The sequence below is a fragment of the Portibacter marinus genome, assembly GCF_021533195.1.
Taxonomy (GTDB): Bacteria; Bacteroidota; Bacteroidia; order Chitinophagales; family Saprospiraceae; genus Portibacter; species Portibacter marinus.
In genome coordinates this window covers 49883-72696 of sequence record NZ_JAJNKB010000011.1, presented here as the reverse complement: position 1 = coordinate 72696, position 22814 = coordinate 49883, and the positions used below count along the sequence as shown (strand labels likewise).

General features: G+C 40.3%; 21 protein-coding genes. 15 read left to right on the top strand and 6 right to left on the bottom strand.

Annotated features, from left to right (window positions below):
• Positions 1-3 precede the first annotated feature (3 nt).
• The 4 genes from L2567_RS18940 to L2567_RS18925 all read left to right on the top strand — a co-directional run bounded on the left by L2567_RS18940 (position 4) and on the right by L2567_RS18925 (position 3994).
• The gene (locus tag L2567_RS18940; RefSeq protein WP_235299426.1) at positions 4-1164 is read left to right on the top strand and encodes an aminotransferase class V-fold PLP-dependent enzyme; all 1161 of its coding nucleotides are present in this window, start codon (positions 4-6) and stop codon (positions 1162-1164) included.
• A gap of 39 nt (positions 1165-1203) precedes the next feature.
• Positions 1204-2874 (top strand): energy-dependent translational throttle protein EttA, encoded by a 1671-nt coding sequence (ettA, locus tag L2567_RS18935; RefSeq protein ID WP_235299425.1) that lies wholly within the window; start codon positions 1204-1206, stop codon positions 2872-2874.
• Between the two features lie 149 nt (positions 2875-3023).
• The gene (locus L2567_RS18930) at positions 3024-3341 is read left to right on the top strand and encodes a cupin domain-containing protein (protein WP_235299424.1); all 318 of its coding nucleotides are present in this window, start codon (positions 3024-3026) and stop codon (positions 3339-3341) included.
• The gene (locus tag L2567_RS18925; RefSeq protein ID WP_235299423.1) at positions 3305-3994 is read left to right on the top strand and encodes an ankyrin repeat domain-containing protein; all 690 of its coding nucleotides are present in this window, start codon (positions 3305-3307) and stop codon (positions 3992-3994) included. The genes L2567_RS18930 and L2567_RS18925 overlap by 37 nt, the downstream gene beginning before the upstream one ends.
• Positions 3995-4010: 16 nt before the next feature.
• On the opposite strand, the gene L2567_RS18920 is transcribed toward L2567_RS18925, so the two are convergent.
• The 5 genes from L2567_RS18920 to L2567_RS18900 are packed head-to-tail and all read right to left on the bottom strand — an operon-like array spanning position 4011 to position 8086.
• The gene (locus tag L2567_RS18920; RefSeq protein ID WP_235299422.1) at positions 4011-4169 is read right to left on the bottom strand and encodes a hypothetical protein; all 159 of its coding nucleotides are present in this window, start codon (positions 4167-4169) and stop codon (positions 4011-4013) included.
• Positions 4170-4197: 28 nt separating this feature from the next.
• On the bottom strand, positions 4198-5886 hold the full coding sequence (locus L2567_RS18915) for a GMC oxidoreductase (RefSeq protein WP_235299421.1): 1689 nt from the start codon (positions 5884-5886) through the stop codon (positions 4198-4200).
• 2 nt (positions 5887-5888) lie between these two features.
• Entirely contained in the window at positions 5889-6350 is a 462-nt protein-coding gene (locus L2567_RS18910) for a hypothetical protein (protein WP_235299420.1), read from the bottom strand.
• Between the two features lie 57 nt (positions 6351-6407).
• On the bottom strand, positions 6408-7040 hold the full coding sequence (locus L2567_RS18905; protein ID WP_235299419.1) for a copper homeostasis protein CutC: 633 nt from the start codon (positions 7038-7040) through the stop codon (positions 6408-6410).
• Positions 7025-8086 carry a PorP/SprF family type IX secretion system membrane protein gene (locus L2567_RS18900; RefSeq protein WP_235299418.1) on the bottom strand — a complete coding sequence of 354 codons (1062 nt, stop codon included), beginning with the start codon at positions 8084-8086 and terminating at the stop codon, positions 7025-7027. The genes L2567_RS18905 and L2567_RS18900 overlap by 16 nt, the downstream gene beginning before the upstream one ends.
• Before the next feature lie 105 nt (positions 8087-8191).
• On the opposite strand from L2567_RS18900, the gene L2567_RS18895 reads away from it, so the two are divergent.
• From L2567_RS18895 to L2567_RS18845, 11 genes are all read left to right on the top strand, one after another.
• On the top strand, positions 8192-9058 hold the full coding sequence (locus L2567_RS18895) for a C40 family peptidase (protein ID WP_235299417.1): 867 nt from the start codon (positions 8192-8194) through the stop codon (positions 9056-9058).
• A 6-nt stretch (positions 9059-9064) separates the two neighbouring features.
• Positions 9065-9829: a class I SAM-dependent methyltransferase gene (locus tag L2567_RS18890; RefSeq protein WP_235299416.1), complete on the top strand. Its 765-nt coding sequence runs from the start codon at positions 9065-9067 to the stop codon at positions 9827-9829.
• A gap of 385 nt (positions 9830-10214) precedes the next feature.
• Entirely contained in the window at positions 10215-14198 is a 3984-nt protein-coding gene (locus tag L2567_RS18885; RefSeq protein ID WP_235299415.1) for a PVC-type heme-binding CxxCH protein, read from the top strand.
• 56 nt (positions 14199-14254) lie between these two features.
• The gene (locus L2567_RS18880; protein ID WP_235299414.1) at positions 14255-15115 is read left to right on the top strand and encodes an HAD family hydrolase; all 861 of its coding nucleotides are present in this window, start codon (positions 14255-14257) and stop codon (positions 15113-15115) included.
• 17 nt (positions 15116-15132) lie between these two features.
• Entirely contained in the window at positions 15133-16176 is a 1044-nt protein-coding gene (locus L2567_RS18875; RefSeq protein ID WP_235299413.1) for an AI-2E family transporter, read from the top strand.
• Between the two features lie 176 nt (positions 16177-16352).
• Positions 16353-17630: an NHL repeat-containing protein gene (locus L2567_RS18870; RefSeq protein WP_235299412.1), complete on the top strand. Its 1278-nt coding sequence runs from the start codon at positions 16353-16355 to the stop codon at positions 17628-17630.
• 228 nt (positions 17631-17858) lie between these two features.
• A complete protein-coding gene (locus tag L2567_RS18865; protein WP_235299411.1) occupies positions 17859-18230 on the top strand; it encodes a hypothetical protein in 372 nt (123 codons plus the stop codon).
• Between the two features lie 10 nt (positions 18231-18240).
• Positions 18241-18609, top strand: coding sequence for a nuclear transport factor 2 family protein (locus L2567_RS18860; protein WP_235299410.1), 369 nt, complete (start codon positions 18241-18243; stop codon positions 18607-18609).
• Between the two features lie 49 nt (positions 18610-18658).
• Positions 18659-19543 carry an alpha/beta fold hydrolase gene (locus tag L2567_RS18855; RefSeq protein ID WP_235299409.1) on the top strand — a complete coding sequence of 295 codons (885 nt, stop codon included), beginning with the start codon at positions 18659-18661 and terminating at the stop codon, positions 19541-19543.
• Between the two features lie 44 nt (positions 19544-19587).
• The gene (locus L2567_RS18850; RefSeq protein WP_235299408.1) at positions 19588-20427 is read left to right on the top strand and encodes an alpha/beta hydrolase; all 840 of its coding nucleotides are present in this window, start codon (positions 19588-19590) and stop codon (positions 20425-20427) included.
• 25 nt (positions 20428-20452) lie between these two features.
• Positions 20453-21703 carry a glycosyltransferase gene (locus L2567_RS18845; RefSeq protein ID WP_235299407.1) on the top strand — a complete coding sequence of 417 codons (1251 nt, stop codon included), beginning with the start codon at positions 20453-20455 and terminating at the stop codon, positions 21701-21703.
• A gap of 40 nt (positions 21704-21743) precedes the next feature.
• Here the strand turns inward: L2567_RS18845 and L2567_RS18840 are convergent, their stop codons facing one another.
• Complete coding sequence (locus L2567_RS18840; protein WP_235299406.1) at positions 21744-22805, bottom strand: aldose epimerase family protein; 1062 nt, start codon at positions 22803-22805, stop codon at positions 21744-21746.
• Between the last annotated feature and the right edge of the window lie 9 nt (positions 22806-22814).

Below are 22814 nucleotides of genomic sequence, written 5' to 3'. Positions count from 1 at the left end.
CAAATGTTAAAGTGCGGCAGACATCTATTTTCAATTGAAGATCATATTCATTATTTGAACAACGCATACATGTCTCCCAATTTGAAATCCGTTGAAGTTTCAGGAATAGTTGGAGTCAGGGCAAAATCTCAACCCTACAGGGTCATTTCTCAAGACTTTTTTGAGCCGGTAGACAAATTGAAGCAGGCATTTTCAAACCTCATCAATTGTACAAATCATCATCATATTGCTATAGTGCCCTCAGCCTCCTATGGACTGGCCAATGTTGCTGCCAATCTTACCATTGGGAAAAAAAAGAAAATCATTGTACCAGGTGAGCAATTTCCGTCCAATTACTATGTCTGGGAAAGGCTTGCTAAAGAAAATAACCTAGCCCTGGAGGTTATCTCTCCACCTTCATACGGAGACAGGCGATCAAGTGAATGGAATGAAGCAATTTTGAACGCAATCGATAAAGATACGCTACTGGTGGCATGTGGTCATGTGCATTGGGCAGACGGCACCTTGTTCAATCTTCAGGCTTTCAGATCTGCTTGTGATGAAAATGATGCTTATCTCATTATTGATGGTTCGCAATCAATCGGGGCGCTTGCATTTGATGTGCAAAAAATAAAGCCCGACGCTCTAGTAACTGTGGGTTATAAATGGTTATTCGGTCCTTATGGTATCGGATTTGCCTATTACAATGACAAATTCCTGAAAGGCCTACCCATTGAAGAAAACTGGACCATTCGAAAACGTAGCGACGATTTTAAAAATCTGGTCAATTATAATTCTGAATACAGGCCTGGTGCAGCAAGATACTCTGTGGGTGAGCATAGTAATTTTATTCTAGTTCCGATGATGCATACCGCTTTGACCCAACTCCAGGTATGGACGGTGGAAGGATTGCAGGCCTATTCCACAAACCTCATCGATGATTACTTGAATGCATTCAAAGCCAATGGCTGTTTCATTGAGGAATCATCCGGAAGGTGCAATCATATCCTTGGTGTGAAACTTCCTGACCATTTTGATATGAAAAAACTTAGCCTGGCATTAAAGGAGCGAAACGTTCACATTTCTTTGCGAGGAAAGGTCATCCGTCTGGCTACCAGTATTTATAATTCTCGGAGTGATTTGGATGCATTTTTATCAGCGATGCATAGCAGTGTAATGGTCTAAAGCACTATATTTGAGCCTTCAAAACAAAAGCATATTATTATGTCAGACAAGAAGGTGATTTTTGCCATGGAAGGCGTCACAAAGATATATCCACCTAATAAAACAGTCCTTAAGAACATATGGTTATCATTTTATTATGGTGCCAAAATCGGAGTTTTGGGATTAAACGGTTCCGGGAAGTCTTCTTTACTTAAAATTATCGCTGGTCTGGATACGAATTTTCAGGGGAAAGTGACTTTTGATAGAGAATATAAGATCGGTTATCTTGAACAGGAACCGGATCTCGATCCGGATAAGACGGTAAAACAAGTGGTTCAGGAAGGAGTTCAACACATTGTAGATGTGGTTAATGAATATGAGGCGATCAATGCGAAATTTGCTGAACCTATGAGTGATGAGGAGATGAATGATTTAATAGTGAAGCAGGGAGAAGTTGGTGAAAAAATGGAGCAACTGGATGCATGGAATCTGGATCACACGCTGGAAATAGCCATGGACTCCTTAAGATGTCCACCCGATGATGCGAAAGTTTCTGTTTTGTCAGGTGGTGAGCGAAGAAGGGTAGCTTTGTGCCGATTGTTACTGAGTAGACCAGATATTTTGTTGTTGGATGAGCCTACGAATCACCTGGATGCAGAGAGTGTACACTGGTTGGAGCAATATCTCAAAAGCTTTCCCGGAACAGTGATTGCAGTGACCCACGATCGTTATTTTCTGGATAATGTTGCAGGTTGGATTCTAGAGCTGGACAGAGGTGAAGGGATACCATGGGAAGGTAACTATAGTTCCTGGTTGGAACAAAAAGCCAATCGTCTTGCAAATGAAGAAAAAGCAGAAAGCAAAAGGCAAAAAGCCTTGAAAAAGGAGTTAGAGTGGGTGCGACAAGGACCTAAAGGACGGCAGTCAAAAGGGAAAGCCAGATTGAATGCATACGAGTCGATGTCCAATGCTGATGTTAAAGAGAAGGAAGCTCGTCTGGAGTTGATCATTCCCAAAGGACCGAGATTAGGTGATACGGTTATCAATGTCGATGGAGTAACAAAGGCATTTGACAATAGGGTTTTGATTGAAAATTTGAGCTTTTCCATACCTAAAAATGCAATCGTAGGAATTATTGGCGCAAATGGAGTTGGAAAGTCGACGTTGTTTCGGATGATCATGGGAGAGGAAGAACCTGATTCAGGCAAGGTGGAGATCGGAGAAACCGTAAAATTAGCCTATGTAGACCAATCTCATGAGGATTTAAAACCAGAGAAGACCATTTTTCAAGTAGTTGGAGATGGAAATGATTTTATTGAAGTGGAAGGTCGTGAGGTCAATGTCAGGGCCTATATCTCTAAATTTAATTTCTCCGGATCAGACCAACAGAAGAAGGTTGGTGTACTTTCAGGAGGGGAGAGGAATCGTTTACACATGGCCATTACGCTCAAAGAAGGCGGAAATGTAATTTTATTGGATGAGCCTACGAATGATATCGATGTCAATACATTGAGAGCACTTGAGGAGGCCATTGATAATTTTGCCGGATGTGTTTTGGTGATTTCGCATGATCGATGGTTTATAGATCGCTTAGCAACGCATATCATTTCTTTTGAGGATGAAGGAGAGGTTGTGTTTTTTGAAGGAAATTATTCAGCCTACGAGGCAAGCAAAAGGGAGCGTTTAGGCGATGTGACACCGAAAAGACCGAGATTTAAAAGTCTATTGTAGGTAGGTATTCTGCCCCGGGACTTGTAATCTGCCGTGGGACTGGCAAATTCCATTTGCCAGCAAATAGTTGCCTTCACAAAGCGTTATCAAAGCTTGGGCATTATTTCCTATCTTCACGCTTCATTCAACCCAAACGAACTTATGTTCATATGAATCATATCACTGTAAATCAGGCACTCCAAAAACTATCCACTACCAAAAATCCATTCGTGGAAATTTTCACGCATGGTACATTGGCAGTCGAAATATACAAACCTCATCTGGTAGACTTGCAAGAACCCCATACCAGAGATGAAGTATATATCATTGCCCAAGGGAAGGGTGAATTTCAACATAATGATCAAGCCACACATGTCAATAAAGGTGATTTCTTGTTTGTACCAGCCGGAGATAAACATCGATTTTTCAATTTAAGTGATGACTTTTCTACATGGGTATTGTTTTACGGACCAGAGGGTGGCGAGTAGTGCATACACTACAAAACTATATCATTAAAGGCCAACTCGAGCATCTTAATGCTGATCCAGCACTTGTTGCGAAATTGGCCAACAGAGCCATTTTTGTGGGCGAAAACGCGGATCATAAACTTCATCCTTTGCAATATGTAAGTGATTGTCTTCATGCTGGAAAATTTTCAGATTCAATTGCTCTGGGTATCATGGGAGTGCTTATTGAAAATGGAGCGAATATCAATGGTTATGGAGGTTGGAAAGAAGACACTCCATTACTTGCTGCTATAGGATATTATCAAACAGATATTGCCCATTTCTTACTTGATAAAGGTGCCGACTATACCCAAGTGGGCTTTCATGGAGCGACTGCATTGCACTGGGCAGCCTGGACAGGGCAGGATTCGTTGGTTTCTGCCTTGTTGCAATTTCCAGTAGACTATGATGTACCAGATCATGATTTCGGTGCCACTCCACTTCTTTATGGAATTCATGGATACTTCAGAGGAGGAGAAATGAACGAGCGAAATCAGATTCAGTGTATTCGGATTTTGCTTTCAAAAGGTGCCAATCCTTATCATAAGGACAAAGAAGGAAATGACGCCTGGCAATACATTAAGGGAAGGCAAGGCCATGAAATATTCGACCTTTTGCCTAAACAAATGCCTTAGTCACTATTTGCCTTTTTCAATTCTTTAACATCATCCAGGTGGCTACTGCAGCAAATACAATAGCCAGCACATTTAAGGAAATGGTCAGAGACTGATGTTTACTTTTCTTTAAAGCTTTTGAGACAACAAATAAAACCACAGCTACAAACCAATATAGAACCCAAGATTTGATCATATTAAATCTGAATTTATAATTTAAAAGCCTACAGTTCCCCTTTTTTGAGCTCTCTTACTGCATGATCTACCGCACGAACCGTCAGTGCCATAAAGGTCAGAGATGGATTTTGGGTGGCCACGGATGTCATACATGCGCCATCTGTTACCAATACATTTTTACAGGTATGCATCTGATTCCATTTGTTAAGTAAAGAAGTCTGAGGATCGTTGCCCATTCTTACACCACCCATTTCATGGATGTCCAGACCTGGAGCCTGTTTGGTATCTCTGGTTTTTATTTCTACAAAGCCCGCTTTTTCATACATTTCTGTAAACTGTTCGAAAAAATCCAGGAGCATCTTCTCATCATTATCGTCATAGTCAATCGAAAGATTAATCAACGGCACTCCCCATTCATCAGTAGATTCCTTACTTAAAGCAATGTAATTGGTGGCCTTTGGAATGGTTTCACCCATCATATGAGATCCTACTCTCCATTCACCATATTCGCCTTTTACATTCATATTGGTCAATAGCGTTTCTCCTACACCTTCCAAATTGCTCTTGCGGTAGCGGTTGTTGCTGAAGCCAGCTGCATAACCTCTAAGAAAATCAGTTTCCTGTTTTTCAACATTTCTAAATCTTGGAATGTAACCGGAAGTAGGTCTTCTCCCTTCGGAAACAAATTCCTTATGCCCCTCATGAATGGCATTGATCTTTCCTCGGTAATTGTGAAATGCAACATATTTACCAAGAATACCATTGTCATTGCCCAATCCATCGGGAAATCTGTCACTCGTCGAATTGAGTAAGATGGCGTTGGTATTGATGGTGGCTGCATTGACAAAAATAATATCAGCAAAAAACTCTTTGCTCTCTTTAGTAAGCGCATCGATGACCCGAACCCCTGTAGCCTTGCCTCTTTCTTCGTCATAAATGATGGAATGAACAACAGAGTGGGGGCGCAAAGTCATGTTGCCCGTTCGCATGGCCCATGGGATTAAGGTGGAATTCGCATTGAAATAACCACCGAAAGGACAGCCTCGCTGGCAGATCGTTCTACTTTGACAGAGTGTTCTGCCTTGCTGTTTGAAAATATCTTTCATTTCGGTGATATGCGCACACCTTCCATAGATCACATGCCGGCCTTGATAATTTTCATTCAATACCTCTTTAAAATATTCGTCAACACACGTGGAGTCAAAGGCCTTTAAGAATTCGCCATCCGGCAATACATCCAAACCGTCTCGATTACCGGAAACGCCAATAAATTTTTCAACTTCTGAATAATATGGAGCAAGATCTGCATATCTGATCGGCCAGTCCACTGCAAAACCATCTCTGGCTGGGCCTTCAAAATCGTAATCACTCCACCTCTGCACCTGTCTTGCCCACATAATTGATTTGCCACCCACCTGATAGCCGCGAATCCAATCAAAAGGCTTCTTCTGAATATAAGGATGTTCAGTATCCTTAACGAAGAAGTGTTTCGCATCTTCTTTATAGGCATAACACCTCCCGATCACCGGATTCTCATCTAAAACATCTTGCCTGATTTGTCCTCTGTGGGTAAATTCCCAGGGTTGCATATTGGTAGTAGGGTAGTCCACATTATGTTTGACATCTCTTCCTCTTTCCAGCACAAGCGTCTTAATGCCTTTATCACATAATTCTTTTGCTGCATAAGCACCTGACATGCCGGCACCAATGACTATCGCTTCAAATTTATTTTCCATTTTTACACTTTTGCACACCCTATAAACCGAGCAGGGATAAATTCATAATCGGTAAAGCTATTTAAATAGGTTTCTAGACCTTGATAATACCAAACATTGTAGCCTTTTACCTTTTGCAGGAAATCATTTTCTTCCAACATAGCACTTAACTGCTCTTCATTGATTTCATCCACTTCGTACTCTTCAAAGAATTGAGTCATTCCCGAGGTAAACTTATCAATTGCTTCAACCGTATTACAATCATCCATCATAATTAAGACGAAATCTGCGGGACTCATATTTTCCAGAATTTGCTCTTCAGGTATAGGCAGTATCTTTGAGCTTAAAGTAACTAATTTTTTATAGGTGGATTTATCGATCTGTAAATGGTCAAGAGTAGGTACTTTTGTAAATTGACAAGAGGGGAAAAGGGTCATTCCACCGGCAGCTAAAGCCATTAACCCCATGGCCTTCCTTCTATTCATGCTTTTATTTTAGGTCATTGAATCGACATGAAAATAGCAAGTTTTATCTATTTATCATTATTTTACCACGATGCTTCTTCCGTGATACTCAATTGCATTTAGCTTTTGATGTAACAGGTCAATGTTTTCAGGTCTAATTTTTCCGGCAGGCATAATGGAAATTTTCCCACTTGCGGTGTCGATCATTTGCTGCAAAGTTCCTATACCTTTCTCAGCAGTCGATGCTCCCCCTGAAGTAAGAATTCTTGTAATCTGCTTGATGTCTGCTAATTGCTCCACGGCTTCTATGATATCTTCTACCTCATCTATGGCTTTGTGAAAGCATATCTCAAAGGGAGATGCGAGCTCTGCTAAGCTTCTTGTACGTCCAATATCAATGTGTTGACTGCTTAATACTCCAAAAACAAATCCTGCAATATTCAAATTTTTGAAAGCTACTATTTCCCTTTTCATCTCATCCAATTCCTGTTCTGAATATTCAAAGTCACCAGCTCTTGGTCTGATCATGACCATTACAGGTATGGAAACATTATCCAACACTTGCCTTACTAAATTAAAGGAGGGCGTCAGTCCATCAAGATCAAGTCTGGAACATAATTCTAGTCGATCCGCACCTTGCTTTTCCGCCTGAATAGCTTCTGCTAAATTCTCGACACATGCTTCCCGCAAATACATTAGAAAGTCGGGCAAAAGTTGAAATCATTCTCGTATTCCCCAATGTAAGAAATGGAAAATTCAAATATGCCAATCCCTTGTCTGTCTGTCAATAGATCACGAAGATTTAAATCATAACTGAACCCGATCAACATATTATCATATTCGAAGCCAGCAAGCAGGATTAAAGCATCAAGGGCATATGCATCCTCATCTCTCACACCTCGCAAAAACGTTCCTATATGAAAAGCCTGGCGGGCGGCTTCGTTTCTTGCCAGTCTTATACCGCTACCCACATTAAGCTCCTGGTGTGGGCCTTGATTCAAGAATAATGCTCTTGGCGTTAGGCGCACCTGCTCTGATACTCTGAATTCCGTATTAAAGTAGGCAGCATGTTTCATATACAATTCATTCTCCCTTTCCAGGTCTGGATTGACAACGTCAAGATTTTCAAAAAATGAAATATTCGGCGTATGAAAATGAGCGAGTGAATATCCTGCATTAAAGTTGAAAAAGTCAGAAGGGGTAATCGTATAGTGCAATCCTATTCCATAGTCTCCGTATGCAAAATTATTCACCGGCAATAATTCTGAAGTAGGTTGATCATAGGCGTTTAGATTGTTAAATTGATCGCCAAAAGTAAGATCTTCGTAGTTGATATTTCTTTGAGCGATACCCAGCTGAAATCCAACGCTAAGATATTGCCGCGTTCTTTTGTCCAGTGCTTTATGATAAGCAAAAAACAAGGAAATCTGGTTTGTATTAAGATCGTAGAGGGCTGCATTGTCACCAAAAAACTGGAAACCAATAGAAGCTGCATCTGGATTTTTAGCATCAGAAAAAGGCATATTGTATCGCAGATCACCTCCCACACCATAAGTAGAAATGGGATGATCCAGCACCGTTCTCCACTGATCTCTGTAAATTGCACCTACGCGGTAAGAACCTTCGTAAGCTCCAGCCAACGCAGGATTAAGATTCAATGGAGCCGCAAAAAATTGGGAAAAATGTTGGTCTTGAGCTTGAATACTTTGACAGCTAATCACAATAAGACCTAATATTATCGAATACACCAGTTTCATCCATGCAAAAATAGTTTTTTCAACCGTTTTATTGTGTTTGCTTATGAATTATTGATGGTTTTGGAATCATTCTTGTTTTATGTTTAGGTCAATGTTTTAGCTTTAATGCCGAAGAAAAAAGGAAATAAAATCATACAAAGTGAAGATCCTTATGCGATCTGCACCGTGGCCGTTGCGTCCTTGCGTTCAAAGCCTTCTCATGCAGAAGAGCAAGTGTCGCAATTACTATTTGGAGAACAAGCTCATATTCTGGACAGAAAAGGCAAACAATGGCTAAAGGTGAGTACTGAATGGGGCGGATATATCGGATGGGTTCCGGCTCTGCAACTTTATCGAATCGACAAAAAGGATTTTGAAAAGAATCTCGAAGGACAAGCGATGGCATTGGAGTTGGTCCAGGGAGCTCTGGGGAGAAACCATAGTGTTCCTATTTGCATTGGTTCTACCTTGAATCGATTTGATGGAATGAGTTTTAGAATGCCAGATGGGAAAATGACCTATAGTGGTCAAGCCCTATTGAGAGATGCTGTGGAAATGAACAATGAACGATTGGTAAAATTGGGTATGAAGTACATTCATGCTCCATACCAGTGGGGAGGAAGATCGCCTTTTGGGATTGATGGATCCGGACTAATTCAGATGATTTATAAATTGGCTGGAATTCGTATTCCTCGTGATGCCAGCGGTCAGATTAGAGCAGGTGAAATAGTCGATTTTCCTTCGGATGCTATGCCAGGAGACCTTGCTTTTTTCGAGAACGCTAAAGGCCAGATAGTCCATGTAGGACTGATTACCGAGGAATCTCAAATCCTACATGCTTTTGGTAAAGTTCGACTCGACTATTTTGATCATCATGGAATATATAATAGTGAGCTTGGAAAATACACGCACAAGCTGAGGATCATAAAGCGAATCGATGTTGGTAGTGAAAGACCATCTGAATCATTTAGGGCATTGCAAAGTTCAGATTGAAGTGGAATGCAGAGAACATACATCGTTCGATTGTTGTTCATGAAGAAAAAGCTTATGCATTTCATTCTAAAGATTACTTTTTACATTCTCATAGTGACTTCAGTAGTGACCTGCAAAGCGCAGCCGAAAACCACAGACGCAGTCTATACCTACAAAGTGGGAGATCGCAATGGCATTGGTAAATGGTTTTTAGGAAGAGAGATAGCGCACGTCATGGGATATCAAGCCATGGACTGGTTAGATCGGGACTCTAGAGAAGCCGAAGAAAATACCTCAAGATTAATTAAGAATATGGATCTCGAGTCAGAGGATATCGTAGCTGATATCGGGGCTGGATCGGGATATCATGTGCTCAAGATGGCACCAAAAGTAAAACAAGTCTATGCCGTTGATATTCAGGATGAAATGTTGAATGCCATTCAAGTTAAGCTTGATAATGAGCATTTAACTAATGTCCAACTGATTCATAGCATTGAAGAAAGTACTAAGCTACCCGTCAATTCAGTAGATAAAGTACTGATGGTGGATGTGTACCATGAGTTTAAATTTCCTTTGGAAATGTTGGCATCGATAAAAAAGGCGCTCAAGCCTGGAGGAGAAGTATACTTAATTGAATATAGAGGAGAGGATCCAAAAGTTCCGATAAAGGAAGTACATAAAATGACGGAGCAGCAGGCCAAAAAAGAGATGAGGCTAGCGGGTTTTAAACTTAAGAAGAACATCGACAATTTACCCTGGCAGCATTGCATGATTTTTGGGATTGATATTTAAAAAAGCCGCCATGTGGGTGAACATAGCGGCTTTGAAAAATTAAAGGTGTTTTTATTTTAGGTACTTATTATGTTGCTTTTTGCAACCGGGTAATAAGCGTTATATGATTATCACTTCTATACTTATATACTTGATTTTCACTGATTTTGGTTTTCCTCTTGTAAGAGATTTGTCAAGTAGCTTACATAAATCGTAGTCGACAGTAATTTTAGAATAGTATTTTTATTCTAAGTCTTTTCTTTCTTATAAAATAAAAATTGGATTAATTTACCATCTTAAGCTTATAAAAAGTATCTACTGCCACTTGATCAGAATTTTACAAATACTCATAATCATCTCAATATTCTTGATGTCATGTGAGCAAAATGACGGTAATCCGTCATTTTTGAGTAACAAAGAAATAGAAAATATAGTCTTCGTCGGAGGCTCTTTCATTGCCAATATGGAAGATCATCCTGTTTTGGAGGTGGAGATGACTAAGTATTACTATCCAAAAGAAGTAAGTTTTAAAAACATAGGTTGGGCCGCGGACGATGTTTTCGGTAAGGCTCGTTCACAGTTTGGCTCAGCCCAAAACACGAGGTCCTGGCTGCCGCCCTCTGCAGAGGAGGGATATGGTTCTGAGGCATTGTTCAATCATATCAAAGAAGCCAATCCTACTACTCTTTTCATCGGCTATGGTGGAGAGGGTGTATTTTTTGATGATGAAACAGATTTCGGGTTATTTGAGTCTGGCTATCTCAGGCTATTGGACAGAGTAGATTCTTTAGATGCCAGGATCATTTTATTGACACCTCCTCCAGTCAACCTAGATTTAACACAAGCTAATAAGGCTTTATCTGTAGTCAGTGATTTTATAATTCAACAGGCTGAAACACGCCAATATGTTTACATTGACCTCAATCAAAGCCTTAAGGAGATTAGGCAATTTGCAAAGAATGGACTTCACCTCAATGCTGAAGGACATCAAAAGGTGGCTGAAGTGATACTTAAACATCTGCAAATTCAACCTGACCAAGCATTTGAATTGACCCTGGATGAGAACGGGATAGTCGAACATTGCCTTCAATGTGATATTATGTCTCAAAAGAATACGGTCAATGGCACCTATTTTAAGTTCAAGCCAGATCATGGGATTTATAAGGGTCGAATCCATACACCCAAACCTGCATCTGTTCATGTCAATGGACGTCTGATATCTAAAGCTGGTCGAGAAAATCATGTAGTTCTAGCGCTGGATTCTATGAAACATGAAAGATTGGTGACTACTATCCGGGAAAAAAATCGCTTATGGCGGTCTAGAATGAGACCATTGAATGAGGCCTACATCTACTTATTCAGGCGTCATGAGATGGGACATCTGGCTTATGAAATGGACGATCTTTTAAGACTGGTTGAAGAGAAAGAAGAGGAAATACGACGCTTGATGAATGGTTATGAATATGACCTGGAAGTGGAAATGGAAAAGCCCTATGAAGCACCAAAAAAGTATGCAGATGATGAAATTCCTGCTTTCATACCTGAACCGGATGTTGTCGCTGAGCAAAAGGCATTTCGGGTGCCTGAGGGATTCGAAGTTCAATTGTTTGCAAAGGATCCGATGATAGCAAATCCCATTAATATCAATTGGGATACCAGGGGTCGCGCCTGGGTGGCGACAAGCAGTACTTATCCACACATTGTACCTGGCAGAGAGCCTAATGATAAGATTGTGATTCTTGAAGATACGGATGGTGATGGCGTGGCCGACAAGCACATCGTCTTTGCTGAAAATCTCTTGGTTCCGCACTCGGTCATGCCTGTGAAGGGCGGAGCCTATGTCACTGCAACCACTCAATTACTTTTCCTGGCAGATTATAATGGGGATGATCAGGCAGACGAAACTTTCGTCGTGTATGATGGTTTTGGAAATGCAGATGTACACCACACTATTCATGGTTTAAAATGGATGCCATGGGGTGATTTACATTTCACTCAAGGAATTTACATCAATTCATACATTGAAACTAAAGATGGAATAAAGTCATTAAATGGAGCAGGAATATGGTCTTATAATCCACTACATCAAAAATTAGAGGTATTCAGCAGAGGATTGATCAATCCATGGGGTGAGGCACTGAATGAGTGGGGACAATCCTTTTCAACTGATGGTGCGAGCTACGCAGGAATAAGCTATATTTTTCCGGGGTCAGCGCACATGCAGGCTGTAGGGTCTCGGCGCATACTGCCTGGTCTCAATACAGGCAAACCCAAATATACGGGCGCTGCAATGGTCTATTCCTCTAATTTTCCAGGAGAATGGAAAGGTCACTTGATCACCAATGATTTCAGAGCCAATCGGACCATAAGGTATGCATTGAGTCCTCAAAATAGTGCCTATGAGGCCGAAGAATTACAAACTCTTTTGGTTTCAGAGAACCGATCATACCGACCGGTCGATACAAAGTTTGGTCCAGACGGTGCGCTCTATATTGTAGATTGGTACAATCCCATAATCGATCATGGCGAAGTAGACTTTCATCACCCACTGAGGGATAAGACGCATGGTAGAATTTGGAAGTTGGTCAATAAAAAAAATGCGCTGGCACCCCAGAAGAACATAAGAGAACTAAGCTTGGAGAATCAATTCAGCTTACTGAAGTCAGAAATACAAGTCGTCAGAATATTAGCCAACCGAGCATTGGTAGAGAGACAAATTGAGCCTTCTGAGATAAAATCCTGGATGGTAAGCCTCAAGCCGTCAGAGTCGAAAAGTAGAATCGAGGGACTTTGGTTACTGGCAGCCATCGGACACTTTGATAAAGGGCATTTAGAGAGAAGTTTACAGTCAGATGATCATAGAGAACGTGCTGCAGCCATTAGATTAATATCGCACTATGATCAGGAAAGCCAGTATGTCAACGAATTCCGCAGATTGATCAGAGATCCTCATGCACAGGTGCGTCTGGAAACCCTACACGCGTTGAGAAATGCAGGAACATATGAAGCCGTGGAAGTAGGCATCAAGGTAAGAGTTCACGAAATGGATGAATACCTTGAGTTTGCGTTATCCTTATTACTACAAAAAACAGAGGATCTTTGGCTAGAGAAGTTTGCAGACGGCGAGGATCTGTTTGATGGCGACACCGATGCTCAGGTATTCGCATTATTGACTTCAGAAGAACCTCAAGTTGCACAATATCTTTATGATCACAAAGATGATAAAGATCTGAAAGAAGAGACCAGAGAGGAAATTTGGGAGCATTTGGCCCTTATTGGTGTTGGTCCGATATTTCAAGAAGTAATCGAAAAGTCCCGTCAGGAACATAGTGCAAAACTCCTCTCAATAGTGAATGATTCCCCTTTAGAGCGTAAATTAAGTACAGAAATATTAGATGAACTGCACCTACTGATCAAAGATGATTCACTAAAAGTGCAAAAAGAGGCCGTCAAGTTAGTGGGCAAGTGGCAAGCCAATGGATTTGAAAATGATCTTGCGTCGGTGATTGATAATGCAGATGATGATGAACTTTTGTTGCAATGCAGCAGAGCACTGATCGAAATCGGAACGCAGGAGAAGGTCAGGAAAATGGCCAGTACACCTGGACCAATTCAGAACAGACTAGCAGCTAACATTGCATGGATAGAACATGATCCAGAAGCAGCTGTCAATAATGCCGTTGATTTACTGAAAGAGCTTGAAAAAGCGGACCACATAGAATCCCTGATTCGTGCATTTGTCAGAACCAACCAAGGTCCCGAAATATTAGTAAACGCATTAAGAAAAGAAGCATTACCTGAAATGGTAGCAAGTGCAAGTTTACGTACGGTTCAGACAGCAGGACTTAACCTTTTGGAACTGGAACAAGTCGTCAAAGAAGCAGGAGGAATCTCATCTATTGGGTTGGAAATGTCCGAAGAAGAGAAAAGTGAACTGATAGTTGCTGCGCAAAATGAGGGTGATCAGTACAGAGGAAGATTGGTGTATCGCAGACAGGAATTGATGTGTGGATCCTGCCATATGGTGGACAAATTAGGTGGCCTTAGTGGTCCGCATCTGGGAAAGATAGGAAGTTTTATGACTCCAGCAGCAATCTTGGAAGCAGTGATCAACCCGAATGCAGACATCAAACAAAACTACGAGACCATGATCATTACTAATAAAGATGATGAGAAAGTCATCGGTATTTTAGATCGTAAAACTGATCAATCAATGCGTATTCGTCAGGCCAATGGTCAGGTTATTGAAATTCGAAATTCAGAGATAAAAAAAACTGAAATTGGCAGTAATTCCCTCATGCCAGTTGGCTTAACAGCCCATTTACATAAAGATGAGTTAAGGGATTTGTTGGCCTATCTCATGAGTTTAGGAGTAGATAGTACAGAATGACCTAAAAGCGAACAATTCCAATTGAATCAGCACTTCGAGAGACAAAACGCATTTTTATGTCTACTTCAGCGACTAGAATATTAAGAGAAAAAGTTGTATTGGTATTCGACTTTGATGGAACTTTAGGTCCCAGTACAACTGAAAAACTGTTCGATCACCTCGATTTGGATTATGAAACTTTTTCTGAAGAAGTCAATTCAAGGATGAAGGATGAGATGTGGCAATACGCTCTTGCAAAGGCGGAGGCTTTTAGAGAGTGGAGCCACAAAGACAACAGTCCTTTGAGAAAACAATCTATGGAAGAGTTAGGTGCTAGCTATCCTTTGTTCGATGGAGTTCAGGATTTCATTCCCAGGCTAAAAGCGCACTTACAACAAAAAGACGAAGAGATAGAACTTGAATTTGTGATGTTGACTGCTGGTTTTAAAACCATTCCTGAAGCTTCACCTATTGCTGATCACTTCGATAGAATTTATGGTGGCGAGCTTTTATTCGATACCGAAGGTCGGATTCTCGGTGCTAAGAGAATCATTACCCATGTTGACAAAGTACACTACATCAAACAATTGAAAGAAGGTTTGGATTTGGACTCGCCTAGTGAACTTGAAAATACCTATATTGATCATGACCCGGAAAATGATTATGTTCCCATGTCGCAGATCATTTATGTAGGCGATGGAGCTAGCGATATGTCCGCCTTTCAGATCGTGGAAAAGGGTGGGGGAATAGCCATTGCAATAGATCCTGATAAGGATGAAGAATGGGAAGGCTATGACCAAATGGCGGAAGATCGAAGGGTGCACAACGTTGCATCCGCCAACTATGAAGAAGAATCAGAACTATTTAAAAGCCTCAAGCTCGCCATTGATCGCATGACTGCAGAAATAAAGCTATTGCGATTCGGCGTAGGAGAATAGTATAATATGATGGTACGATGAAAAAGGAAAGCGCAATACAGATTAAGAGGTCAACGATGGTCATGCTGGTAGTCATAGCCGCCTCCATCATCATGTACTATGGCAAGGGGCTGCTGATCCCTCTCGTTTTCGGAGGGATGTTTGCTTTTTTACTCAATCCGATTTACGATAAGCTTTTAAAGTGGAGGCTTAATAAGTATCTATCAGCAATAGTCAGTACCCTGTTGATTTTGCTTTTTGTTGTAGGTCTTTTGAGTGCCTTGGGTTGGCAGATTAAAGAGTTAGCAGAACAATCTGACAAGATCAAGGAGGAAATGATTGAACTTCAAAAACAGGCACAGAACTATATTAAAAATTGGTTTGGGATTAACTTTAAAGATCAGGAAGAATACGCGAAAGAAGCAGTCAATAAAATGCAGAATAACATTCTAGCATTTATAGGTGGTGTAGCAGGTATTGTGAGTAAATTTTTTCTTTCACTTGTATATTGCATTCTATTATTGGCAGAAAGAAATCGCATCAGTAATTTTTTTCACAGAATTTTTCATAATGATGAGAAGGCAGAGAATACCATTGAAGATGTGGCAACGGTGACACAAAAGTACCTTAATGGCAAGTTAATCATTATAGGAATTCTATCAGTGGTTTATTGCTTAGGTTTTTTCCTGGTTGGCATTGACTATGCTATTTTACTTGCGGTTTTGGCTGCTTTTCTGACTTTTATCCCATTTGTTGGTAATCTTGTGGGTGGGCTTATGGCTTGCCTGATTACACTAGCTACAGGAGGGAGCATGACAGATATATTATTAATTGTAGCCATCATGTCCGTCGCTCAAGTGATTGAATCGTATATTTTACAGCCCTGGATTGTGGGTGACAATATAGACCTGAATCCTCTCTTTAGCATTTTAACAGTGGTTGCCTTTAGTATTATATGGGGAGCAGCGGGTGCTATTCTTGCTTTGCCTCTATCAGGAATGCTCAAAGTGATGTTTGATCATCTGAAAGCCTATCAACCACTGGGATATTTAATGGGTACCAAGGATGTGGATAATGACTAAGTGATCTATCGAGAGGAATAATATCTATTTTATCCTTAAGTAATATTGTATATTGATGGATGCTTTTCTTCAGAACTTTGTACATTTTGGCATTTGGTAAGGTAAATCTTGCAACTTCATTTTGCATGTTTTTTTTCCTGATCTTTCTTTTTATCATGACGTATGGCTGTCAAAAGATGGAACCTACACAGAGCTTAGAGCCTGCATTCGATCCACAGGCACGTGATAACGGCAACAGGGCAGATGCTTCAGATATAGAAATAAAATACCACCAATTTGGACTGGATCACATCGCCAAGTATAGAATCTATATCGTGAAAGCAGAGCGATTTTCATCACAAGATTTGGACTTTCTTCAAAGTTTGAGTAATGCTCATTATGTAGATGCTCAGCCCAATGAAGTGATCCCTAGAAAAGGTAAGCGGATGCCTTCTGAATTGTTGGATAGCGATGGGGATTTGATCATAGAGGGAAGACCATATCGTGCTGCAATCATTTCCCTACCTAAAGATCCGGAAGTTTATTTACCCTCACTGGTTCATACTCCTGAAGATCTGATACTAAGCTCTAACCGTATAGTTTGTCATCATACAAAACAACTGGAAGGTGGATCAGGTGAGTTGGCCATGAATAAGGACGGCCAACTTGCCATGGCATCTTACCATATTATCAATGATCTTTCAGATGGAGATTTTGAGATGTCCCATCTCATTTACATTGGAGCAAATGGACAAACAACTAATTCAATTAACGCCTACCCATATTTAGGGGGCATAGACAGTGATCCACAAGGAAATTTTTATGTCAGTCATACACAAGCAGGTCAGGTTCTCAAATTTTCATCAGTAGGGTCGAGTGAAGTGATAAGCATGGGAGAGGTAGAATTAAAAAAGCCAGAGGGTATATATTTAGACGGTCAGGGTGTCTTATACATTGCAGATCGGGAAGGGTTTGTAATTAAAGTCGCCATAGACGGAAGTGCATCGATCTTAGCCAAGGTAGATAAAGGCATCAGAGGGCTAACAGGTGATGATTCTGGGAATCTCTATGCCAGTATAAATTCGGAGGAAGGTAAAATTATTAAAATAGATCCCAATGGTGAAGTTGAAACCATCGCTAACATTCCAACCTATGTACCGGATGACTATTTAGTGCCTTTTATTATGTGGCTTGGACATCTGGAATTCTACAATGGTAAGTTATACGTAGCAGGAACCTCTACTCACCGTATTTATTCCGTTACAATGGACGGCAAAGTGGAGGTTTTTGCGGGTACAGGAGAAAGGCTATTGCCATATGGGGATATTGTGACAGCAGATTTCAATCGGCCTATGGGTCTCGAGTTTAGTCAAGATGGTCAGACCTTATTTGTCAGCGGTTGTGAGGATATTGTACCTCAACATACACAAGCCTCCACTCCGAGCAGAATTTATCAAATTAAATGGGTAGAATAGAAAATGCCGGATACAAAAAAGCAGCCGGCATCTTAATTACTAATTTGTGTACTCTTATTCTTACAATGTTTCTCCTTTGATTATAGCAGAACATTGTTTTTTCATGCAAATATGATAACGTTCGCAATTTAAGTTTTGGTGTATGAAAACTCAAGCTTTAGTCACACTCAATTTGTCGCATTTTTCGCATTTGTATGAAAATCTTATCTTCAATATAAAACATCGATCATGCGAGTAATGGGAAAGTGGATGATCCTCATGATTTGTATTTTTATCTTTTCTTGCCAAGTTGATCATAGAAATAATGGCGTGAAAGGATCTGAATCTGCATTTGATGCTAGAAAATGGAAAGAAAAAAAAGGTGCAGATTATCCTTATCGGGCGTCGATGGTTGATGAAATATTATATGGCGATCGCGTAAGAAGCCTTAGGTATCCTGAAATTATTGACTTATTGGGCGAACCAGATCGCACCTCCGAAAAGCATCTGTATTACACCATATCTCAAAAAAGAATTGGAGCATGGCCTATGAGTACTCAAACATTGGTCATCAAGATTTCTGATAATGATAATGTAGAATGGATTAAATTGCATGGATAAATAATAAACGATGAAAAAGAACCCAAAGGATATTGCTAAGGATTTCTTACATCTCGTTGGTACTGGTAAAGTGGAGGAAGGCTACGATAAATATGTTTCAAAAGAATTCATTCACCATAATCAATATTTTAAAGGTGACCGCCAGTCATTGTTGGAAGCCATGAAACAAGCCCACAATGATGAACCCAATGAGTTGGTCGATGTTAAAAATGTTTTTCAGGATGGTCAAACTGTGATCACACATTCTTTGATCGTAAAGAAGAGCATGAAAATTACGGTGGTCCACCTTTTTAAATTTGAAAATGGAAAAATCGTGGAGCTGTGGGATCTAGGACAAATAATTGATGAAGCCAGTCCCAATGAAAATGGTTTGTTTTGATGTACCTTGCCTGCTCTAAGTAAACTTTATAGAGGATCGGAAGTCATTTATGGAAATACAATTTTATCATCATGGTGATCAGAAAATAGCTTTCTCTTCTAAAATATCAAAATCCAATCTTGCACCGATTATCCTAATTCATGGCTTTTCAGCATCATTCAATTTCTGGCAAATTGGTATGGAACAGTTGGCCGTGGAAAGAACCTGGTATCAACTAAGTTTGCCAGGCCACTATCCATCGACTTTACCTGACGGTTTCAATCCCGCAACTGTTGACATTAATTTCTTCAATGACTTTCTCAATGGTTTTATTCTTGATATCGTCAAAAGCAAGGCACTGCTTGTAGGCCATAGTATGGGCGGATTTGTAGCTTTGAATTATGCCAGTCAATTTCCTCAGCATGTCATTTCAGTGATGAGCATCAGTGGTTTTCTTAACGGGAATTGGACGGGATTTGAAGGTTGGGTACAAAAAATATCACAAGGCAACCTACTTCAATCTAAAGCTTTTCAATCCGCTTTTCACATGATGAAGCGAAGCAAGCTTATTTTCAAAGAAGCAGCACTATCATATGCCCATCAGGCTCTCAAACTTCGACGAAAGGAAATATTCAACAAGACCATTGACAAAATGTATCCCTTAATTCGCAAGCATGATATAGCAAAATTACACATGATATTCAGTCAATTGCCCAGCATCAATATCACGGATATGTTGAGAGATTTAAAACCGGAAACCTGGATTATCACAGGAAATCGTGATAAAATCATCAGAATTGAACACGCCATGATCATAGATCATGTGATTCCTCATTCAAAATTATTAATTTACGATGATTGCGGTCATTTGCCCTTAATAGAAGATTTTGAGCGTTTCAGTCAGGATTTTGGCGATTGGTTAAATAATTTTAGTGAAATAGAAACAAGCATTTGAAAAGCAAGTAGAGCATCTTGCAAAACCCTTTAGAACTACGGCATATGAAAGATTATTTTTTATTGCTGATGTGTGCGATGTTCTGGAGTCTTTCTTGGACTCAGGATACGGAATACATTATGGAATCTAATTTGAAATACTATCAGGATTCCAACTTGGTTTCAAATTCATATCAAAGTGAAAGATGTGTTTTAGATCTTTATTATCCGAAAGGCAAGGAGTCTTTTGCTACAATTGTGTGGTTTCACGGAGGGGGATTGACGTCTGGTGAAAAGGAAATACCTGTTGCCCTGCTGGATAAAGGGGTAGCAGTAGTAGGAGTCAATTATAGACTTTATCCGCGCGTGCGAGCTCCAGAATACATTGAAGATGCAGCTGCAGCAGTAGCATTTGTTGTCAAAAATATTAAAAAATACGGTGGGGATCCTTCCCTAATTTTTGTCTCAGGACATTCCGCTGGAGGTTATCTGGCAAGTATGATTGGTCTTGACACGAGCTATTTGGCAAAACATGGCGTTGATGCCAATAATATCGCCGGCCTAATACCATTTAGCGGCCATACCATCACTCACTTTACGGTCCGGAAAGAGCGTGGAATTAGAGGAACCCAACCTATCATTGATGAATTGGCACCACTTTATCACGTGAGAAAGGACGCTCCTCCGGTTCTTTTGATAACTGGGGATCGCGAATTAGAATTACTTGGTAGATATGAAGAAAATGCCTATTTCTATAGAATGATGAAAATAATCGGGCATCAAGACATTGAAATACTAGAATTAGATGGTTATGATCACTCCATGACAGAACCCGCTTTTCCGTTATTATTAAAAGAAATAGAACGGATAACAAAGCGCAATCAAAATTCAGTCATAGATAAATAGTCAAACATAAAGCATTTTCAAAATCATGAAATTTATACTAACCTCAGTAGGTACTCGCGGAGATATGGAACCCTTCCTGGCAATAGGTGAAATTCTGCGAGCCAGAAACCACGAAGTATTATGCTTAATGCCGGAACAATTCAGAGATCTGGCTTTAGATACAGGGCTCAGATTCGAATCTTTGGGACCTGATTTTATTGAAATGTTGGATAGTCCTGCGGGTCAAATAGCAATGGGTGGCGGCTCGTTTGGCTGGAAGAAACTGAAGGCTTATTTGAAGCTCGTCAAAATGCAGAATAAGATCAATGCGGTCATGCTTAAGATTCAAAAAGAGGTGGTGGAGCGAGAACAGCCTGATAAAATTATACATAATGGTAAAGTCATCTATCCGGTAATTTGGAGTCATTCGAACCCTGGACAAACGACTCTAATCAGCCCGGTACCTTATCTTCATTATGTGAAAGACCATGCACATGTTGCCTTCAATAAGGACTTTGGACCTATGATCAACAAATGGACGTACAAATTGGCCAATTTTGGCTTGGTGAAAACGGTAATGGGTGCGGTTAAAAAATTAGATGTCCCGCAGAAAATCAGACAAAAAGATATCCAACAGGCTTTGTTTGGCAATAAAGCCATTTACACCATATCTCCAACATTGTTTCAACGTCCTGATTATTGGCCTCCTCATTGGACGGTGAAAGGATATCACGAACGGTCTAAAACGACTCATTGGAAACCGGATCAAGCCTTGGAATCATTCCTTAAAGATCATAATAAAGTAATTCTGGTCACCTTCGGAAGTATGATTAATTCAGATCCTAAGGGAAAATCTGAAATTGTATTGGATGTTCTTATGAGATTAAGGGTACCAGCCATCATCAATACGGCAGCAGGAGGCTTAACAGCTCTATCTGAATATGACCATGATCTTCTTCATTTTGTAGATCAAATTCCTTACGACTATATTTTTCCTAAACTTTATGCGGTGGTTCACCATGGGGGTTCTGGTACCACACATACTGGACTGAAATACGGTTGTGCTACTTTAATTATTCCTCACATCGTTGATCAATACGTATGGAATAAAATCATTGCCAAAAAAGAATTAGGTCCTCTAGGGATCGATATCAGCAAGATCAATAGCGATAATCTGTATGACAGGATCTCTGATCTTGTCAACAATAAGAAATACAAAAACAATGCTTTAAAAATAAGCGAAAAATTACAAAACGAGAAGCTCGAAGAAGCGCTCTATGAGGAGATCATGATGTGACATATACTATCTTGTAATGGAATGGCATGTCCATTTATAGTCACTTTACGGAAAAGCGATAAGTCGTTTTTGAACGGTATGGCTGACCTGGTTCTAATGTGACTGAAGGAAATTCTTTCTGGTTAGGCGAATCGGGAAAATGTTGTGTCTCCAGACAAAATCCGGAGCGAAATCCGTAAGTGCCGCCTCCATATGCTGGAAGCGTTCCATCCAGAAAATTTCCAGTGTAGAATTGAATGCCCGGTTCGTTCGTGATGACTTCTAAAAATCGACCTGTCTCCTCGTGATAAGCACTCGCTACTTTTCTAAAGGAGCCGTGGTCATTGAGAACCCAACAATGATCGTATCCATTTCCTCTTTTCAACTGCTCATTTTCTACTTCAATGTCTTGTCCAATGGCTTTGGGTACTTTGAAATCAAATGGCGTACCTTCTACCTTTCTCTTCTCACCTGTCGGAATTAAAGTTTCATCTACAGGTAGATATTCATCTGCCAGAATCCGCACTTTCTGGTCCAATATGCTCTGAGAAAAGTCTCCGGATAAATTGAAATAAGAATGCTGCGTCAGATTAACGATTGTTTTTTGGTCGGTTGTAGCCATATAGTCAATCTCTAAAGCATCATCATTGGTTAATCTGTAAGTGACTGTTGAAGTAAGTTTCCCAGGGTATCCTTCTTCGCCATCAGGACTGGTATAAGTCAAGATCAACACTGCAGCATCACCTGGCGAACCTACACTTGCTTCCCAGATTACTTTATCAAAACCTACTTCTCCACCATGCAGATGATTGGGGTCATTATTGGTAGCCAGGGTATATTCTTGCCCATCTAACTGAAATTTACCATTTGCGATTCTATTGCCATATCGACCTATAATTGCACCGAAGTAAGGACTGCCAGAGAGATACTGGCTGAGACTGTCATAGCCCAAAACGATATTTTTGTAATTCCCATCCTTATCTGGTGCTGTCCATGAAGTAATAATTCCACCATAGGTGATGACATCGATCTTCATTCCATTGGTATTGGACAAGGTGTATTTCTCGACGCTGTCACCGGCAGCTGTTAATCCGTATGCACTTTTAGTGATGTTGGTTTTCACTTGATCAGA

Bases quoted from the DNA above. Each gene is read 5' to 3' on its own strand.
- L2567_RS18940 (WP_235299426.1), top strand. From the start codon at position 4: ATGTTAAAGTGCGGCAGACATCTATTTTCAATTGAAGATCATATTCAT.
- ettA (WP_235299425.1), top strand. From the start codon at position 1,204: ATGTCAGACAAGAAGGTGATTTTTGCCATGGAAGGCGTCACAAAGATA.
- L2567_RS18930 (WP_235299424.1), top strand. From the start codon at position 3,024: ATGAATCATATCACTGTAAATCAGGCACTCCAAAAACTATCCACTACC.
- L2567_RS18925 (WP_235299423.1), top strand. From the start codon at position 3,305: ATGGGTATTGTTTTACGGACCAGAGGGTGGCGAGTAGTGCATACACTA.
- L2567_RS18920 (WP_235299422.1), bottom strand. From the start codon at position 4,169: ATGATCAAATCTTGGGTTCTATATTGGTTTGTAGCTGTGGTTTTATTT.
- L2567_RS18915 (WP_235299421.1), bottom strand. From the start codon at position 5,886: ATGGAAAATAAATTTGAAGCGATAGTCATTGGTGCCGGCATGTCAGGT.
- L2567_RS18910 (WP_235299420.1), bottom strand. From the start codon at position 6,350: ATGAATAGAAGGAAGGCCATGGGGTTAATGGCTTTAGCTGCCGGTGGA.
- L2567_RS18900 (WP_235299418.1), bottom strand. From the start codon at position 8,086: ATGAAACTGGTGTATTCGATAATATTAGGTCTTATTGTGATTAGCTGT.
- L2567_RS18895 (WP_235299417.1), top strand. From the start codon at position 8,192: ATGCCGAAGAAAAAAGGAAATAAAATCATACAAAGTGAAGATCCTTAT.
- L2567_RS18890 (WP_235299416.1), top strand. From the start codon at position 9,065: ATGCAGAGAACATACATCGTTCGATTGTTGTTCATGAAGAAAAAGCTT.
- L2567_RS18880 (WP_235299414.1), top strand. From the start codon at position 14,255: ATGTCTACTTCAGCGACTAGAATATTAAGAGAAAAAGTTGTATTGGTA.
- L2567_RS18875 (WP_235299413.1), top strand. From the start codon at position 15,133: ATGAAAAAGGAAAGCGCAATACAGATTAAGAGGTCAACGATGGTCATG.
- L2567_RS18870 (WP_235299412.1), top strand. From the start codon at position 16,353: ATGGAACCTACACAGAGCTTAGAGCCTGCATTCGATCCACAGGCACGT.
- L2567_RS18865 (WP_235299411.1), top strand. From the start codon at position 17,859: ATGCGAGTAATGGGAAAGTGGATGATCCTCATGATTTGTATTTTTATC.
- L2567_RS18860 (WP_235299410.1), top strand. From the start codon at position 18,241: ATGAAAAAGAACCCAAAGGATATTGCTAAGGATTTCTTACATCTCGTT.
- L2567_RS18855 (WP_235299409.1), top strand. From the start codon at position 18,659: ATGGAAATACAATTTTATCATCATGGTGATCAGAAAATAGCTTTCTCT.
- L2567_RS18850 (WP_235299408.1), top strand. From the start codon at position 19,588: ATGAAAGATTATTTTTTATTGCTGATGTGTGCGATGTTCTGGAGTCTT.
- L2567_RS18845 (WP_235299407.1), top strand. From the start codon at position 20,453: ATGAAATTTATACTAACCTCAGTAGGTACTCGCGGAGATATGGAACCC.